At 41.8% G+C, this 17,965-nt stretch carries 20 protein-coding genes; 16 read left to right on the forward strand and 4 right to left on the reverse strand.

The genetic code is table 11. From position 1 onward, the window contains the following. Window positions 1–33 precede the first annotated feature (33 nt). The 10 genes from FZC88_RS00185 (at window position 34) to proC (ending at window position 6,745) form a co-directional block, all read left to right on the forward strand. A complete protein-coding gene (locus FZC88_RS00185) occupies window positions 34–216 on the forward strand; it encodes a hypothetical protein (RefSeq protein WP_148968242.1) in 183 nt (60 codons plus the stop codon). 78 nt (window positions 217–294) lie between these two features. Next, a complete protein-coding gene (locus FZC88_RS00190) occupies window positions 295–468 on the forward strand; it encodes a hypothetical protein (RefSeq protein WP_148968243.1) in 174 nt (57 codons plus the stop codon). Between the two features lie 264 nt (window positions 469–732). Continuing rightward, window positions 733–1,893, forward strand: a complete 1,161-nt coding sequence (yhbH, locus tag FZC88_RS00195) for a sporulation protein YhbH (protein ID WP_397540970.1) — start codon at window positions 733–735, stop codon at window positions 1,891–1,893. 141 nt (window positions 1,894–2,034) lie between these two features. Further along, window positions 2,035–2,526: an STAS domain-containing protein gene (locus FZC88_RS00200; RefSeq protein ID WP_148968244.1), complete on the forward strand. Its 492-nt coding sequence runs from the start codon at window positions 2,035–2,037 to the stop codon at window positions 2,524–2,526. 112 nt (window positions 2,527–2,638) lie between these two features. Beyond that, window positions 2,639–3,355 carry a DUF421 domain-containing protein gene (locus FZC88_RS00205; RefSeq protein ID WP_148968246.1) on the forward strand — a complete coding sequence of 239 codons (717 nt, stop codon included), beginning with the start codon at window positions 2,639–2,641 and terminating at the stop codon, window positions 3,353–3,355. Between the two features lie 61 nt (window positions 3,356–3,416). Then, window positions 3,417–4,154, forward strand: coding sequence for an alpha/beta hydrolase (locus FZC88_RS00210; protein ID WP_148993245.1), 738 nt, complete (start codon window positions 3,417–3,419; stop codon window positions 4,152–4,154). 114 nt (window positions 4,155–4,268) lie between these two features. Next, window positions 4,269–4,565, forward strand: coding sequence for a YciI family protein (locus FZC88_RS00215; protein WP_262371574.1), 297 nt, complete (start codon window positions 4,269–4,271; stop codon window positions 4,563–4,565). A 35-nt stretch (window positions 4,566–4,600) separates the two neighbouring features. Beyond that, complete coding sequence (locus FZC88_RS00220) at window positions 4,601–5,620, forward strand: phosphotransferase enzyme family protein (protein ID WP_148993247.1); 1,020 nt, start codon at window positions 4,601–4,603, stop codon at window positions 5,618–5,620. Continuing rightward, window positions 5,617–5,820 (forward strand): hypothetical protein, encoded by a 204-nt coding sequence (locus tag FZC88_RS00225; RefSeq protein ID WP_148968250.1) that lies wholly within the window; start codon window positions 5,617–5,619, stop codon window positions 5,818–5,820. The genes FZC88_RS00220 and FZC88_RS00225 overlap by 4 nt, the downstream gene beginning before the upstream one ends. 118 nt (window positions 5,821–5,938) lie before the next feature. Further along, window positions 5,939–6,745: a pyrroline-5-carboxylate reductase gene (gene proC / locus FZC88_RS00230; RefSeq protein WP_148993248.1), complete on the forward strand. Its 807-nt coding sequence runs from the start codon at window positions 5,939–5,941 to the stop codon at window positions 6,743–6,745. A gap of 95 nt (window positions 6,746–6,840) precedes the next feature. Here proC and FZC88_RS00235 read toward each other — a convergent pair whose 3' ends face one another. From FZC88_RS00235 to FZC88_RS00245, 3 genes are all read right to left on the reverse strand, one after another. Then, on the reverse strand, window positions 6,841–7,494 hold the full coding sequence (locus FZC88_RS00235; RefSeq protein WP_148993249.1) for an SIMPL domain-containing protein: 654 nt from the start codon (window positions 7,492–7,494) through the stop codon (window positions 6,841–6,843). A gap of 8 nt (window positions 7,495–7,502) precedes the next feature. Beyond that, entirely contained in the window at window positions 7,503–7,940 is a 438-nt protein-coding gene (locus FZC88_RS00240) for a hypothetical protein (protein WP_148968253.1), read from the reverse strand. Window positions 7,941–8,028: 88 nt separating this feature from the next. After that, entirely contained in the window at window positions 8,029–8,979 is a 951-nt protein-coding gene (locus FZC88_RS00245; RefSeq protein WP_148968254.1) for an L-lactate dehydrogenase, read from the reverse strand. Window positions 8,980–9,292: 313 nt separating this feature from the next. On the opposite strand from FZC88_RS00245, the gene FZC88_RS00250 reads away from it, so the two are divergent. From FZC88_RS00250 to FZC88_RS00260, 3 genes are all read left to right on the forward strand, one after another. Then, window positions 9,293–9,829, forward strand: coding sequence for a GNAT family N-acetyltransferase (locus tag FZC88_RS00250; RefSeq protein ID WP_148968255.1), 537 nt, complete (start codon window positions 9,293–9,295; stop codon window positions 9,827–9,829). A 15-nt stretch (window positions 9,830–9,844) separates the two neighbouring features. Further along, window positions 9,845–10,330 carry a tetratricopeptide repeat protein gene (locus FZC88_RS00255; protein WP_148968256.1) on the forward strand — a complete coding sequence of 162 codons (486 nt, stop codon included), beginning with the start codon at window positions 9,845–9,847 and terminating at the stop codon, window positions 10,328–10,330. A gap of 70 nt (window positions 10,331–10,400) precedes the next feature. Continuing rightward, complete coding sequence (locus tag FZC88_RS00260) at window positions 10,401–10,991, forward strand: histidine phosphatase family protein (protein ID WP_148994239.1); 591 nt, start codon at window positions 10,401–10,403, stop codon at window positions 10,989–10,991. Between the two features lie 26 nt (window positions 10,992–11,017). Here FZC88_RS00260 and FZC88_RS00265 read toward each other — a convergent pair whose 3' ends face one another. After that, on the reverse strand, window positions 11,018–12,319 hold the full coding sequence (locus FZC88_RS00265; protein ID WP_148968257.1) for an NCS2 family permease: 1,302 nt from the start codon (window positions 12,317–12,319) through the stop codon (window positions 11,018–11,020). 244 nt (window positions 12,320–12,563) lie between these two features. On the opposite strand from FZC88_RS00265, the gene FZC88_RS00270 reads away from it, so the two are divergent. The 3 genes from FZC88_RS00270 (at window position 12,564) to cydC (ending at window position 17,965) form a co-directional block, all read left to right on the forward strand. Beyond that, a complete protein-coding gene (locus FZC88_RS00270) occupies window positions 12,564–14,207 on the forward strand; it encodes a M20/M25/M40 family metallo-hydrolase (RefSeq protein WP_148993250.1) in 1,644 nt (547 codons plus the stop codon). Between the two features lie 309 nt (window positions 14,208–14,516). After that, window positions 14,517–16,247: a thiol reductant ABC exporter subunit CydD gene (gene cydD, locus FZC88_RS00275; RefSeq protein WP_148993251.1), complete on the forward strand. Its 1,731-nt coding sequence runs from the start codon at window positions 14,517–14,519 to the stop codon at window positions 16,245–16,247. Then, complete coding sequence (cydC, locus tag FZC88_RS00280; protein WP_148994240.1) at window positions 16,247–17,965, forward strand: thiol reductant ABC exporter subunit CydC; 1,719 nt, start codon at window positions 16,247–16,249, stop codon at window positions 17,963–17,965. The genes cydD and cydC overlap by 1 nt, the downstream gene beginning before the upstream one ends.

A 17,965-nucleotide genomic window follows, 5' to 3' on the forward strand; every position in this document is an offset into this window, starting at 1 on the left:
AAGGGGAAAAGTAGTAGCCAAGAGGTGAAAGTTATGAGCAAAAACAAACATGAACTGGATAAAAACTATGAACCTGAAAATGGGTCCATGGCATCTGATATGGAAGAAATGGAGCAGCTGGGAAAGCAAATGGACAAGCTAAGAACGAATGAAGAGCTGAAAGAGGACAAAAAGCAGCCGGATCCTGTTCAATATAAAGAAAAAGACAAGGGATAGTTGACAGAAAACTCAGAATATAATAGTCTATAGATAGAGAGCTGGGCCCATTATCTTAAATGAAAGTGGGTGGAGAGGATGCCTTCTAAACCTCATCGTCGAGAAGAAGCAGAACCTCTTAACGGAAGTATGGCCTCCAATATGGAGGAAGTCATTAAGCTAGGGAAGCAGATGGAAAAATTACGTTCCAGTGGCGAATTAAAGATACACAATCGAGTATCAGACCCGGCTCAATATGAAGAAGAAGCTTAATCAGGTGATTCTGCCTGGTTATTTTTTTTGAGGAAATCGGACATTCACGGACATTATATAACATGTCAGAAAAATAGGCTCGTCCAACCTTAAAAGAACGTTTAATTGTCGAAATTATTTGTAAATTTATCAATACTTCTGCATAGGATAGAGTAATCCCCGTTTCACTTCATGGGATATATGCAGTTTAGACAGTCAACATAGTGTATGCAGGAGAATGAAGAAATGTGAAAAAACTTTAAGGAGGGGAATAATTTGAGTCAAATGGATAATCATCAGTTTGTCATTTCCAAGGAAGATTGGGCCCTCCACCGCAAAGGTCACGATGATCAACAAAGACATCAAGAGAAAGTACAGGATGCGATTCGAAACAACTTACCTGATTTGATTACAGAAGAAAACATTGTCATGTCAAATGGTCGAGACGTCGTCAAGATCCCGATTCGTTCTTTAGATGAATATAAAATTCGTTATAACTATGATAAGAATAAGCACGTCGGGCAAGGTGACGGTGAAAGTCAGGTAGGAGACGTCATTGCAAGAGACGGCTCACCGCAGCAACAGGGTCCTGGAAAAGGTCAAGGGGCCGGAGATAAAGCCGGTGAAGATTACTATGAAGCAGAAGTGTCGATGCTTGAGATTGAAGAAGCCTTATTTAGCCAATTGGAACTTCCGAACCTGAAGAAGAAGGAGCAAGATGTTCAAACCGTCGAGCACATTGAATTCAACGATATCCGTAAAACTGGCCTAATGGGGAATATAGATAAAAAGAAGACGATGATGTCTGCCTTTAAGAGGAATGCCATGAAAGGAGCACCAAGCTTTCATCCGATATATACCGAAGACTTGAAGTTCAGAACGTGGAATGAAGTATTAAAGCCTGAATCCAAAGCGGTCGTATTGGCTATGATGGATACGAGTGGATCCATGGGGGTATGGGAGAAATATATGGCAAGAAGCTTTTTCTTCTGGATGACACGTTTTTTGAGAACAAAATATGAAACCGTAGAAATTGAATTCATCGCACATCATACTGAAGCCAAAGTGGTATCAGAAGAACACTTCTTCTCGAAAGGAGAAAGCGGAGGTACCATCTGTTCATCTGCTTATCGCAAAGCGCTGGAATTAATCGATGGAAAGTACGCTCCGACCCGCTATAATATTTATCCGTTCCATTTCTCTGATGGGGATAACCTGACGTCTGATAACGTACGATGCGTGAAGCTTGTAGAAGAATTAATGAAAGTATCCAGCATGTTCGGTTACGGGGAAGTGAACCAATATAACCGCCACTCCACCTTGATGTCAGCCTACAAAAATATTAAAAACGACGATTTCCGTTATTACATTCTCAAACAAAAAGCCGATGTATTCCATGCCATGAAAAGTTTCTTCCACAATGAGCAGGAAAAAGCTTTCGCTTGAGAAAAACCAGCCGATGAGGCTGGTTTTTCACTGTCAACTACTTATCTACTTACATATGAAAATATTAGGTTATTCTGTTTGCATAGTGCTAGAATATAGAGAGGTACTTTAAAAAACATTCTATAAGCGGTGAGGTTTATCATGACAGATGAAAAGCAACAAATTCAACAACTAAAGAATGAAATTAAAGAATTAAAAGAACACCTGAGTCAATCAGAACAGCTGATTATGGATATTTCAGCACCTATTATCCCCTCCATCGTCCCTGAAACCATCTTGATCCCCATAACCGGCAGACTTAGCCCGGAACGTTTTGAAAGGATCATTTCCAAGATATTAGACGTCTCGTACGGTGGAGATATCAACACAATCATTGTAGATTTCTCAGCCATATCAGAGAAAGAAATCGGTGAAATGGACATTTTCGGCACTTATATCCATAACATGGCGAAGGCAATTGGATTAATGGGAATCGAAACCCTATTTGTCGGATTTACACCTGCCCTTACTCAAGTGATGATCAATTCAGGAGTGAGAGAGCTTAAAGGGATTAAAAGCTTCCTCACATTCCGGACAGCTTTGCAATATTTGATGAGCGAAAAGGAAATTACATTTCAGAAGATAAATGAGTAAAAGAACCAGCCTATTCGGTTGGTTCTTTTTATTTATAAGCAAACAACCTTCATGTTTGTTCTGGGATAGGGGAAACTATCCCTATCAGACTCAAAAAGGATTTGAATAGTTCATGGTTGATTTTAAAGACTTGGGTATCGTTGCATTAAGAATTTTTACAATACTTCCATTTATGATTTTTGTCACATTATATATGGGGAAACGTTCCATCGGGGAGTTGCCGGTATTTGATTTTTTAGTGGTCCTCGTGTTTGGCTCTGTTGTAGGAGCGGATATTGCAGATCCTGACATCAAACATATCCATACCATCGTCGCAATGATTTTAATCGGTATACTACAAAAGATCTTGACCAAAATGAAAACCTCTTCACGAAAAGTGGGTAAACTGCTTTCATTTGAACCTACGGTGGTCATTGAAAATGGTCAGGTTCTAAAAGAAGACTTAAAAAAAACCGGTTATACGATTGATAATATCCTGATGCTTCTCCGGGAGAAAGAAGTATTCTCATTGCAAGATGTGGAAATTGGAATCATTGAATCGAATGGGAGTTTATCGATTCATAAGATTCCCCCAAGACAAACGGTTACAGTGGAGGATGCAGGAGTGATGAAGCGGACGAGCCTTGCATTTCCTCTTATAGTAGATGGTGTATTGCATACGGGCGTTTTAGATAAATTAAACGTGGAGGAAAAATGGGTTCGGGATGAATTGAGAAGAGAAGGATTCACGGCAATCCATGAGGTATTCTATGCCTCTATCAATGTAAGAAAAGAAATCCATATCGTGAAAACATCTGATATTCACGCGTATCCTCATTTTTTTAACTGAGCATTCATAAAAGAAAAGAGCTGTAGGGTAGAGTATACTAAAAGTAAAAAAGGTGATCCCTGTGAAAAAGATACTCAAATGGACTGCCATTGTTCTTCTTGCAGTTGTCCTAATAGGTGGCATTGGATTTTACTTCTGGTCAGAACAAACGTATTCAGCTACAGAAGAATTAATAAAAACAATCAAAATCGAAGAGGATCCATTAATTGAAGAAAAAAAAGACTGGCTTATTTTTAACCCCGAGAAATCTAACAGCAAGGGACTTATTCTATATTCAGGAGCAAAGGTGGAAGTCGAGGCTTATGGGTATTTAGGGAAGTCACTTTCTGAGAAGGGGTACACAGTCGTCATTCCAAGGATGCCCTTTCATATCGCTTTTTTTGGTATAGGTGAATCTGAAAAAATCATAAACAGTTTTGATGAGGAGCTTGATTGGTATGTGTCAGGTCACTCATTGGGTGGAGTAGCGGCTGCTAAATACGCCTATGATCACCAAGATGAGATAAAAGGGGTGATTTTCCTCGCCTCTTATCCAACAAACTCAACTGATTTTTCTGAAAGCGATGTTCCTTTTCTAAGTATTTTTGCAGAGAACGATGGGCTTACTACAAAGGATGATATTGAAGAAAGTAAAAAAATATTGCCGCATGCAACGGTTTTCCACCAAATCGAAGGGGGAAACCATGCAGGCTTCGGAATGTACGGGAAGCAAAAAGGAGATCTTGAAGCAAATATTTCCCCAAGGGACCAGCAAGATGAAATCATACGGACGATGAATGCATGGTTAATGAAGAATTGATTTCATTATTATGAAAGCTGTTGAGCAGACTCAGCAGCTATTTTTGTATGTCAAGATAAAGGAATCCTGACGTACATGGTAGTATATATAAATATAGAAGGAGGTTCGATTCAGATGGAATTTATCTATGTATTAAAGCTTATCCCGCGTTTACATAAAGAAGAAAATTGGATGACAGCGGATGAAGACATTGTTCAATATCACTTCCAGAGGCTAAAAGAATTCACTGAAGCAGGAGTGGTAATCCTTGCCGGCAGAACATTGAATGAAGAAGAAAATGCTTTTGGAATCGTGATTTTTGAAGCGGAAGATGCAGAAAAGGCTAAAGCGTTCATGAAGGAAGATCCTGCGGTAAAAGAAGGAATCATGACAGCAGAGCTGTTCCCTTACAGAGTGGCCCTTTCGAGATAGGAAATCAATTCTGAAATAGAGTAGGAGAAGGTACGATGGAAGAGTGGATAGAAGAACTTTTTACAGAGGAACTATTGGCTGAAGCTGCCTTACGATTTGGCTGTAATACTGCTCAAGCTAAGAAACTAGGAGACTTTGAAAACTATGTGTATGAGGTGCATAAGGAAAACATTCCCTATATCCTCCGCCTCACTCACAGTTCTCATCGGTCAGAAAGAGAAGTGGAAGCTGAACTGAAATGGATTAACTACTTACATAAGCACGGAGTTAATGTATCATTAGTCAATCATTCTGATAAAGGAAAGCTCGTAGAAGTCATCCAGGCAAGAAAATCGTATTTCTATGTGTGTTTGTTTTATAAAGCTCCAGGAAGTCCTGTGAAAGTGAATGATCCGTTATTCGATGAAGAACTATTTTATAAATGGGGGAAAATGACAGGACATATGCACAGGGTAACAAAGGCATATGGGGAGGATGGCATCCACCGTCTTCGCTGGGATCAGGACGATGTGCTGGACTATAAGAAATATTTATCTGAGGAAGACAGGTACATCCTTGATGCTGGTCAAAGAAACATGGAGGAAATTAGAAGCTTTGTGGAAACCAAAGACACTTTTGGGCTCATTCACTCAGACATCCATCCAGGGAATTTTTTTTACCATGAGGGTGATCTTCATGTGTTTGACTTTGACGATAGTACACAGTTCTTTTTTATAAGTGACGTTGCCATCCCTCTTTACTATTCCGTGTGGTGGAAGTTTAGGAATGAGAACTTGGATATCCGCAACCAATTTGGCGGTAAGTTTCTCGTTTCATTTTTAAAAGGATATTTGACGGAGTGTGAATTAGAAGAAGAGTGGGTAGAACGAATCCCCCATTTCCTTTTGCTCAGAGATTTAACACTGTATTCTGTTTTCCATAAAAAATGGGACCTTGAGAATTTATCCGAGGTCGAGGAGTCGCTTCTTTCACAGATCAGGGACAGATTGCTCCATGATGAACCAATCGTCGACCTGGACTACGGTGAAATTTTTGAAAAAGCGAGGGCAAAATGATTTGGGCACTGCTTATTGCAGGTGTGATCATCGGATTGTTAGTCCGTCTTATGAGGACGACCTTTAAGAGTGGATATGGGATGTCTGAGGATTTATTTGATCAGCCTCAGTATATGAAAACTTGCAATCATTGTCACAGGAAGATTCCAAAGGATTATCAAAAATCTCTTTGTCCCCATTGCGGGAAGCTGGTGGAATGATGGAAAGGTTTGAAGGATTTCTCCTTCGGGCCTTTTTTAATGACGTTTATTTTATATGAGGAGATAAATTTGGTATGATGCTAAAGACTGTTTACAAACAAACTGATGAGGTGAAGAAATGGATAAAACCATTGGATTTATAGGATGCGGAAATATGGCACAAGCGATTATGGGCGGTATATTGAAATCCGGTTTGGTGGATGAACATTCGGTTAAAGCGAGCGCCAGAACTCAGGAGACGCTGGATAAAGTAGCAGGGGAATTTGGAGTGGGGGTTACCAGTGATAATATAAGTGTAGCAGCCTTTTCGGATATTGTGTTTTTATCAGTGAAACCAGACCAATATCGGAGCATTATCGAATCGATAAAGGATTCCCTGAAAGAGGATGCCATCATCATTACCATTGCAGCGGGTATCACCATTGATTGGATGGAGAGTCAGCTTTCTGAATCAATGAAAATTGTCCGGACTATGCCAAATACCCCGTCTCTTGTAGGAGAAGGTATGACGGCCTATTGTGTAAATAATGAAGTAACGGAAGAAGACCTTGCAGATGTACAAGCGATTTTAGAAAGCTTCGGAAAGGCTGAAATGGTAGAGGAAAGCCTGATGGATGCCATTCCGGCAGTAAGCGGATCTTCTCCCGCGTATGTGTTTATGTTCATAGAAGCACTGGCTGATGGAGCGGTTCTGCAAGGTATTCCACGAAAGCAGGCTTACCAGCTCGCATCCCAGGCTGTACTTGGAGCAGCAAAAATGGTTCTCGAAACGGGCACTCACCCAGGAGAACTGAAGGATGCCGTTTGCTCACCAGGAGGAGCAACGATTGAAGCGGTATCAGCTCTGGAGAAGAATAATTTTAAAGGAGCCGTTTTAACGGCTATGGAAGCATGCGGTCGTAAATCGAAGTCTCTGGGAGAGTAAATTGGAAAGCATTTATTTTACGTTATTCTGAAGGTCCGTCCCTCTCTACTTTATTCAAACTGCCAAAGTATTTGTTTACTTTGGCAGTTTGTTATTTATCGGGTTTGGTATTCTACTGTCAAGATGGCTGTGACGCCGATTTGTCCTGGTTGCACGGTTGTACTTTCTTCAGCGGCTTTCACAAATCCAGTTGTTACAAAAGGGGTGACCATTGGGTTTGATTGCTCTGTGATGGACTTTGGCTGGGGGTTGAGCTGCTGCCCCGATTGGTTCGATAATGTGAGTGCTTTTTGGTATGCCTTTTGATATGCGGAAGTAAGGGCTAACTGATAGGATTCAATAGGATTTGAATTGACAAATTGAATGTTTTCTACCCGATTCGCTCCGCTCTTTATGGCATCATCCATAATCGTACCCACTTTTTCAATATCATTTATAGTTACGCGAAATACTTGGCGAACCTCATATCCTGTAAAAAATTGTTTCCCGTCCTCATAATTGTATTGTGGGAATACTTGATAGGTGGAGGTTTGGATATCTTTTTTTGACACACCGTTATTTAATAGTGATTGTACGACTTGAGTGGATTGTTGTTGGTTCTGGTTTTGTGCCGCTTCAAGTTCTTCATCTTTAGTGACAACACCGATAGAGACAATGGCTTGATCGGGATCCACATAAAGTGTATGCTCACCAGTTACAGTAATCGTGCCATTGGTGTTGCCGGTTCTATAGTAAGGATATGAATACATGAGCAAACCTACACGCAAGTAAAGGATTCAATTTTATCTAAATCGATGCCGAAGTATACCCATGTGAATCCGATCCATCTCCACCCGGCAATGGAACGGCGCCCAACAAAGACAGGATAAAACCAGAAAGCATCTCTTCGTAACCAAATATACGTGTAACGGAATAAACATCTTCTGATGGCACCCGGGTCTACTGCAAAGACACTTGGTCCACCTTGTGTTCCTTGCATCACCGTTTTTTGTGGTTGGAAGTTCGGTGGTGGTCCGGGTGGTGGTTGATTTTGTCCGCCTTGCCCTCCTGCAGGTGGTGGTGAGCTTGGTGCGCCTTGTCCTCCCCCAGGAAAACCTGGAAAGCCACCACCAGATCCTTGACCTCCACCAGGAAAGCCGGGGAACCCGCTGCCTCCCCCAGGAAAACCAGGGAATAGTTGTCTGTGATCATACATAGAAGAACCTCCTCATAAAGAATTCTCTTTATCATATGAGGAGGTCCAATGGGCGTGCGTGTCTATTCATTTTAACGAAGGGAGTAAATCAAGAATCCATCGCTTTTTTCATCACATTTTTTAGCGTCTCTGCTGAGTGAGCGAACTGAGTTCTTTCTTTGTCATTTAACGGAAGCTCGACGACTTTTCTGATACCTTCACCATTAATGATGGCAGGGACACCGATGTATATGTCTTCCTGATCATATTCACCTTCAAGGAGGGCAGAAACGGTTAAAATGCTATTTTCATTGTTAAAGATAGCTTTGGTAATCCTGGCAAGACCCATGGCAATGCCGTAATAGGTTGCGCCTTTCCGTTCAATGATGTGATAGGCTGCATCTCTTACATTGACGAATATATCATCGAGCTGTTTCTGCACGTCATCCTGGTGGAGATCAATCAACTCACTTAAATGACTTGCACCTACAGTCGTGTGGCTCCAAACGGGAAACTCCGTGTCACCGTGTTCTCCCATAATATAGGCGTGAATATTACGTGTATCAATATCAAAATGCTCTCCGACTAAGTAGCGAAGTCTTGCTGTATCGAGGATCGTTCCTGATCCGATGACTCTTTCTTTCGGAAGACCGGAAAACTTCCAAGTTGCATACGTTAAGATGTCGACAGGGTTCGTCGCCACAAGGAAAATGCCGTTGAATCCACTATTCATGACAGAGTCTACAATGGATTTAAAGATCTTCACATTCTTTTCCACCAGGTCCAGACGGGTTTCACCCGGCTGCTGGTTCGCTCCTGCCGTAATCACGACCAAGTCAGCGTCCCTACAATCACTGTAATCTCCTGCAGATATTTTCATAGGGGAAGCGAATGCAAGACCATGGTTTAAATCACGTGCATCTCCATCAGCTTTCTCCTTATTCAAATCAATCATCACGAGCTCATGTGCGATTCCTTGATTCAGAAGAGCAAAGGCATAACTTGAGCCTACAAATCCTGTACCGATTAAAGCTACTTTGTTTGTGCATTTGATTGTCATACGTCATCACCTATCCACTAAATATTTGTGAAAAAATTGGTCACATGAATCTAACAATGGCCAGATAAAAAGAAAGTAATAAAGCCTTAAGTATATGAATTGAGATATTGTGAAATGGTTCACAATCAAATGATAACATGAAACACATTGATATTCTACTCTGAAATATAGCATAACATACATATTTGTGAATAAATTCACAAACTTGTCATACAGAGAAATGGTCCCAGTTCCTTCCCACAAATAAAAAAAGGGTTTTTTCTGATGTGTGATGAATGTATAAAGGAAGAGGAGAGGTATGGGAGGTGTCTGTATGAATGTCAGGAGTGGGGATTTATATATCCGTCGGTTAGAGGAGGGGGATAAATACACGTTGGCAAGGTGGTTGCAGGATCCCGTGGTGCTGGAGTTTTATGAAGGGAGGGACTGCCCATTCACTCTTCAGATGGTGGAGGAGAAGTTCTTGGCAGAGAGGGACGTCTTAGGTTGTCTGGTTGAGTACGAGGGAATTGAAATCGGTTATCTTCAGTATTATCAGCTAGATGAAGAAACAATGATACGATATGGTTACACGAATTTAGATGAAGTGATTTACGGTACGGATCAATTCATCGGAGAAGCGACATATTGGAACAGGGGAATAGGGACGAAACTCATTCGAGCTGTAGTAGAGTACTTGCTCAAGAAGGAGGGTGTCCACCGACTCGTGGTGGATCCCATGACTTGGAACACCAGAGCGATCCGTTGCTATGAGAAATGTGGATATAGTAAATCAAGAATACTGCGGGAGCATGAGCTTCATGAAGGCGAACATCATGATTCCTGGTTGATGGAGTTCATTCCCGAGTAAATGGGAGACTTTAAAATGAGTAGAAAAATAGAAGAAGCCATTGAATTGAGAGAATCGGGAGAATACGCAGCTTCCATTGAAAGGTGGAAGCGATTGATTGGGGAAGAACCAGATAATGGTTTTCTGCATTACCAATGTGCATGGAGCCATGACGCAATGGGACTCGAAAGCGAAGCTGTTCCTTATTACGAAAGTTCGATTCAATTGGGACTGGATGATAAAGAATTACAGGGCGCCTACCTTGGATTAGGGAGTACATATCGGACATTGGGAGAGTATGAAAAAAGCAAATCCGTGTTCGAGAAAGGAATAGGACGATTTCCTGAAAATAAAGCGTTGACGGTCTTTTATTCCATGACCCTCTATAATTTGAACGAACATAGTAAAGCAATGGAGCTGCTGCTGACGTGTATTGGAGAATCGTCACAAGAATCCACCATCGAACCTTATAAAAAGGCGATAACATTTTATGCTAGTCAATTGGACGTCGTGTGGAAATAAGAGTAGCTGTTCTGCATGACAGCTCTTTTTTTTGTGGTTGGAAAGTAAGAAGGAGTGAATGAAGTTGGCAATAACTCAACTGTATCTGGTGAGGCATGCTCACTCGAAATACACCCCCGAGGAATTAACCAGACCCTTATCAGACAAAGGTAAGGTGGATGCTGAGCATGTAACGGAATTATTAAAGAAGGAAAAGATTGATGCAGTATGTTCCAGTCCATATAAAAGGGCGGTGGAAACCGTTGAAGGGACAGCCCGCCATATTGGGCAGGGAATCAATTTATATGAAGAATTGAGAGAACGAACTCTCTCTGGAAAACCTGTTCAAAACTTTCAAGAGGCAATCTCATTGGTGTGGGAGGATCCTGCTTTTTCCTTGGAAGGCGGAGAGTCGAATCTCACCGCTCAAAAAAGAGGCGTACAAGGGATATTTAAGATCATTGAAGAATATAATGGGAAAAACGTCGTGATTGGAACACACGGTAATATTATGGTTTTGATCATGAGTTACTTTGATCCTCAATATGATATCAGGTTTTGGAGAAAGCTTGAAATGCCAGATATATATTGTTTAACTTTTGATGACAAAGTTCTAATAAGCGTCAAGAGAATATGGACACAACCAGCTGAATTTGCACCACAAAAAGACCGTTCATTATGAACGGTCTTTCAAGTATCTATATCGGGTCAATGAGGCAGGAATGCCAGCTGATAGAAGAACAGGACGGCAAAGATATAGACGAGTGGATGTACCTGCTTCCATTGCCCTTTTACGACTTTTAATAATGGGTAAGAAATGAATCCCAGTGCTATCCCTGTTGCGATGCTTGATGTTAACGGCATGCTAAGAATGATTAAAAAAGCAGGGAAGGCTTCATCTAATTGATCCCATTTAATATGAGAAATGCTCCCCATCATTAAGCTTCCTACGATGATTAGGGCAGGAGCTGTAATGGCTGAAATTCCTGATACGGCACTTACAAGTGGACCGAAGAATGCAGCGGCAATGAACAGGATAGAAACCGTTAATGTTGTTAATCCTGTTCTTCCTCCAGCGGAAACACCGGCTGAAGATTCAATATAAGCGGACGTAGGACTTGTCCCAAACATAGCCCCTACAGTTGTTGCAATGGAATCCGCAAGTAAGGCTTCACGTGCTCTTGGCATCGTGTTGCCTTTCATTAGCCCTGCTTGTTGGGCCACTCCGATCATCGTTCCTGTTGTGTCAAAGATAGTTACAAGTAAGAATGAGAACACAACGGCATATAACCCGTATTGAAAGACATCGGCAAATGCTGTAAGAGGATTTGCTACGATAAGTCCTTCTGGAAGATGTGGAAGGGCCACAAACCCTTCTTTAAATGATAATTCTCCTGTGAAGAATGCAACGAGTCCAGTGACAATCATTCCGATAAATAACGCTCCATGGACACGTAAGACCATGAGGATAAGGGTAACAGCCAATCCGATTAACGCTAGGATCGCTGAAGATGAATGAAGATCCCCCAGCTGTACTAAATTCGTTGGATGAGCTTGGATAAGTCCTGTCAGTCGTAATCCAATAAAGGCAATGAACAAACCGATTCCTGCGGTGATGCCGTGCTTTAGATTTTGGGGAATGGCTTCGATCAATTTTTTTCTGAATGGTGTTAATGAAAGAATGATAAATATGATACCTGCTACAAAAACGGCAGAGAATGCAACGATATAAGAAATGTCATCATTCGCCCCTACTACAGAGTAAGTAAAGTAAGCATTCAATCCCATCCCTGGTGCGATGGCAATTGGATAATTTGCGAACAAGGCCATCCATAACGTGCCGGCTACGGCTGAAATAATGGTTGCTAAGAAGACTTGATCAAATGGCACACCTGCGTCGGCTAAAATAATGGGATTGACAACGACAATGTAAACCATTGTTAGAAATGTTGTAATACCTGCCAGTATTTCAGTTTTGGGATTAGTGCCGTGTTCCTTTAATTTAAACATCGTAATACCTCCAATAAAAACGAACATTAAAAACGCGCAACTTCTATAATATTCGGTAATAGATCGAATTTCAATAGAAAGATATGAAATTTTTTTAAGGAATAATCCTGAAACCCCTTCCAAACCCCTTTCATTTTCGATAAGATGTTATCAATTATAGAAGAATCAGTCTCTATAATGCCCAGTAAGTAAACGATTAACCACGCATAAGCTGACATTTCTCAAGGAAAGGAGCGGTACTAACGTGTATACACAATTAAAAAACAAATCAATCTCCGAGCAGATTGAATTCATCACACGATCTTTAGTCGCTCTGAAAAGCTATAATGGGACAATTGGCGAAAGTGAAAAAGCCCAGTATATATATAAAATGATTTCTTCATTTCCTTATTTTCAAAAGCATCCTGATCGAGTCTGGCTCCAAGAAGTCCCGAACGATCCGACAGGAAGGAAAAACGTGTTTGCCCTCGTGAAAGGAGCGTCTTCGAAAACTGTATTATTCCATGCCCACTATGATACGGTAGGAACCGATGATTATGGTGCACTGCAGGATATGGCTCATGATCCCGACTTTCTTCAGAAGTTCTTTATGGACTATGAAGGAGAGGAAAAGGTGAGAGAAGATGCCCTCTCTGGAAACTGGCTGTTTGGAAGAGGGGCATTGGATATGCAGAGCGGAATTGCCGTACACATGGCGAATCTCTTGTACTATACGGGACAGGGAACACCAGATGGACATTTACTCTTCCTATTTAATGGTGATGAAGAAAGTGAACATGCCGGAATGATTGCAGCTTTAAGCGAACTCTATCGTTTGAAAAAAGAGGGCTTTGACTATTTGGCAGCTATCAATACCGATTTCATTTCTCCTATCTATGATGGAGACTGTAAACGATATATTTACACGGGTGCTGCAGGAAAACTCCTGCCAAGCTTTTATATATATGGAAGAGAAGCGCATGTAGGGGATGTGCTGACATCCATCGATCCTACTGTGATTGCTTCCAAGATCAATCTTGAAATCAATCAGAACTTAGATTACCTGGAGGATATACCAGGTGAATTCACCCTGCCTCCATCTTGCCTGTATTTCAAAGATGACAAACATACGTATAATGTTCAAACCCCTTTGAGCGCTTCTCTATACTTTAACTATTTTGTATATGAGAGAACTGCCCGGGAAGTCCTCTACGATATGAAGAAGACAGCATTAAAGGCAGTAAGTGATTTGGAAGAACGCAGTAAAAGACAGTTTGAGCAATACCGGAGCTATCATGGTTTCCCGGAAAGGGAGTTTTCATGGGAAGTGGAAGTTCTGACGTTACGGGAGTATATCTTCTGGCTGAAGGAAAGAGGCATTGATCCGGATCCTGTCATGAAAAAGGTCTTTTATGATATGGAGGGAGATGACAGAAGGACGATTGCGTATGCCATGGTGGAAGCACTGCAGCATCTGGATCCCGATCGAACGCCAAGAGTGATCATTTTCTTCGCACCGCCATTTTTACCTCATAACTTTGTGAATGAAGAAAATGAGTATGGCAAGAGGGTGAGAGAGGCGTTAGGGAAATGCTTAAACGATATAGCCAAAGAAACCGGCGAAGAATTTGTCATTAAACGGTTTTTCCCGTATCTGGCAGATGGAAGTTTTCTCTCTCTTCATGAAGAAGACGAGGATATTGACGTATTCAAAAAGAACATGCCGCTGATCAATCAGTTGTATCCAGTTCCCATCGATATGATCAGAAAGCTGAACATCCCTTCTATTAATATCGGTGTGTACGGAAAGGATGGCCATCAGTGGACAGAGAGAGTGTATAAACCTTACACCTTCTCAGTATTGCCGGAGATTATCCAGCGTGTGACGAAGGATTTATTGAAAATATAACAGGACCCATAAAAATAGAGAGGACATTCGCTTAGCGATGTGCCTCTCTATTTTTATTGATTGGAATATAGTTTGTGCAGGTTTTGCAATTATTGTAAAATGGTCGGATTACTGGTGATTTCGGCTGGATTCGTTAGGAGATAAATAAAAAACTATACCATCCACGCCGTATTCAAAACTAACTGGGTTCTGGAATTGTCACAAAAAGGTCAATCCTAAAAGATGCATAAAGAGAACAAGTCTACTATAATAGAGTTATCAATTTGTGAAGTGTTTCACTAACTTTTAACCTTGGAGTTGAGAAGAGGTATGAAAGAACTAAATAAATTGGCTAAGCAGCAGAAATCATCCATGATGACTCTTTACGGAACATCCCTATTGATGGGGGGAGTAGTGATTGGACAAGCTTACTTGCTGGTTAGCATTGTAAATAAAATGTTTATAGAGGGAGCGGGATTTCAAGACATTTTTCCAATGCTGGGTGCATTGCTGCTTATTTTAGTGGGGAGAGCAGCCCTCACGTATGTGAATGGACGAACAGGAATCAGGATGGCTTCGAAGGTAAAGAGCGACTTGAGAAAGCGGCTCTTGAATAAGTGGGCAAAAAATCCACTGCAAGCGTCCATACAAGGGCAGTCTGGACAAAAAGTCAGTACGATGATGGATGCTGTCGATGGGCTGGATGGGTATTACAGTCAGTACGTTCCCCAAAGAATTCAAACGACCATCGTTCCGTTAATACTGTTAATCACCATTTTTACTGAGCATATTTATACGGGACTGATCATGGTCATAACGGCCCCGTTCATTCCTCTGTTTATGGCGATTATCGGAGTGATGACAAAAAATAAATCCGAGAAGCAAATGGATAAGCTGACGGCTTTTTCCGGACGATTTCTTGACACACTGCAAGGATTGACTACCTTGAAGCTCCTTGGAAGAGGGAAACAACAGAAAGAAGGGATCCGTTCTGCCAGTCTTGACTTTCGTGAAGCCACGATGGAAGTGCTCAAGACCGCATTCTTATCTTCCTTGATGCTAGAGTTTATTTCCATGTTAAGTATTGGACTGATTGCTCTTGAAGTAGGGCTCAGATTAGTCGTCTTTGAAAGCATTTCATTCTTTACCGCTTTCTTCGTTCTTGTGCTTGCCCCGGAATTCTATCTATCACTAAAAGAGCTTGGGCAGGCCTTTCATACTGGCCGAGGAAGTATGGGGGCCGCGAAAAAAGTCATGGAGGAGCTTGAAGAAAAAGATCGACCTGTGCATTGGGGAGAGAAGGAACTCGAATCGTTTGGAACTCCTGCCACAATGGAATTACGTACTGTCGGTTTTTCCTACGGGGATAAGGGATTTGTTCTTCAATCCATTTCGGCGGTCTTTCCTCCCGGCAGCCAAGTGGCGATCGTCGGTCACAGCGGAGCAGGCAAAACAACTCTTCTTCATCTTTTAGCAGGACTTCTTGATCCCTCTGAAGGAGACATCGTGATCGATGGATATTCAAGAAGTGAATATAGGGAAAGCGACTGGTTTGATCAACTGAGTTATATTTCACAGAATCCGTATTTATTCTCAGGCACAATCTCAGAGAATATTGCAGTTGGAGGAAGAGAAGGCGTGACCCGGGAAGAGATTGAATACGCTGCTGAAAAAGCAGGAATCTCACAAATGATTGCAGGTCTCGATAAAGGGTTTGACACACCGATCGGTGAAGCGGGGAGAGGGCTTTCAGGAGGAGAAAAGCAGCGTATTGCCATAGCCAGGGCTTTTCTCAAAAAACCTTCTATTATTCTCTTCGACGAACCGACAACAGGATTGGATCTTAAAACCGAGGGAATCCTTCAAGCCTCCATTCAGGAATTATCCAAAGATTCAACGGTGATTACAGTGGCTCACCGCTTGCATACAATTCGTGAAGCAGATCAAATTCTGTTTTTGGAAAATGGGAAATTATCGGGTATAGGAAATCATGAGGAGTTAATGAAGTCCTCTTCACGCTATCATGAGATGGTGACAGCACAGCAAGGGGTGAATACATGATGAAAGAGTTAGGATTTGTCGTAAAGCTGATGATGAAGGAAAAGAAGGATATAGTGTATTCTATTCTTTTTGGCTTCCTGGCTGGAATGACCTCTGTCGGTTTATTTGCTTCCAGTGGTTATTTAATTTCTAAAGCAGCTTTGGAAGTACCTCTATACGCACTGACGGTGATGATTGCACTCTTGAAGCTATTCGGTTTTACAAAGGCGCTTAGCCGCTACGCGGAACGTTATTTTTCCCATCGAGCAACATTCACGATTCTGGCTAATTTACGAGTCTCGATTTATGAAGCAATCGAACCGTTAGCGCCGGGAATTTTCGGTCGATACAGAAGCGGTGATCTTCTCTCAAGAATTGTCGGGGACGTAGAGAGCCTCCAGAATTTCTTTCTTAGGGTCTTTTATCCCCCTGTCATTCTGGTGATGGTGTTCTTAAGTACGATTTTGTTTACGATGTTTTATTCTGTATCCGTTGCATTGATTCTTCTCGTGGGCCTTCTGCTGACGGGATTCGTCGTCCCTGCCTATTTTTCTCTTAAACAGAGGAAGATTGAAGTGACTTTAAGAGAAAGACGGGGGGAGTTGTCTACTGAAGTAACGGAATTTCTATATGGATTCAGAGACCTGAAGATCTATCAGAGACTGGAGGATAAAGAGAGAAGTCTTGTTCATGCATCAACAGGCTATGTGAGTGAAGAGGAACGTGAGGGTATCCATTCCCTCTTTAGTCATTCAACCAATATCCTGGTTTCGCTTCTTATTTCATGGATCGTTTTAGCTGTAGGGGCCTATTCGGTGGGATCAGGTCAACTGGACGGAATATACCTTGCTATGCTTGTCATGATCTCATTAACCGTATTCGAAAACGCCACACCCATGGCAATTCTCCCTACACACTATGAAGATTCCCGCAGAGCGGCAGCCAGGCTTTCTTCAGTCATTCCAGAAGAGAGCATCGAGAGGGACGGACCTTCATTTGGCGGGAAACTTGGCGGGGAAGCTCCGTCCTTTCACCTGAAGGATGTAAGCTTTTCCTTCGGGGGAGAGGAAAGAAAAGCATTGGATGGTGTGGATCTTGAGCTGCCTGCAGGTTCGAAAACAGCGATTGTAGGCCCGTCGGGATCAGGGAAATCAACATTGCTTCAATTGTTATTAAACTTTTACTCAACGGATCAAGGATCGATTTTCGTCAATGATGCTTCAATTAAAGATTTCGATAAAGAGTCGTTGTGGGAGCATGCCAATGTGGTTCTTCAAGAAAATCATTTCTTCTACGGCACTTTAAGGGATAATCTTATGCTGGTGCGTGACGGATTGACAGACGGGGAAATGGAATCGGCATTAGATAAAGTGAAGCTGAACCACTTTTCGTTGGAAGACACTGTACTGGAAAAAGGAGAGAATCTTTCTGGAGGAGAAAAGCAGCGATTGGCCATTGCAAGGACACTATTGAAGGGCTCACCCTTATGGATGCTGGATGAACCGACGTCTTCGGTTGATGCGTTGACGGAGAAAGAGATCTTTGACCATCTTTATAAAGTGGCCGGTGGGGACACGTTGATTCTGATCTGTCATCGTTTAATTGGTCTTGAAAACATGGATCAAATCGTCGTCATGGATCAAGGGAAGGTTATAGAAGCAGGAAGTTTTGATGAGCTCATGGATAAAAAAGGCTACTTCTTTGAAATGAAACAGATTGAAAAGAGCGTACTCTTTTAG

Source organism: Rossellomorea aquimaris, from assembly GCF_008180865.1.
Classification (GTDB): Bacteria; Bacillota; Bacilli; order Bacillales; family Bacillaceae_B; genus Rossellomorea; species Rossellomorea yichunensis.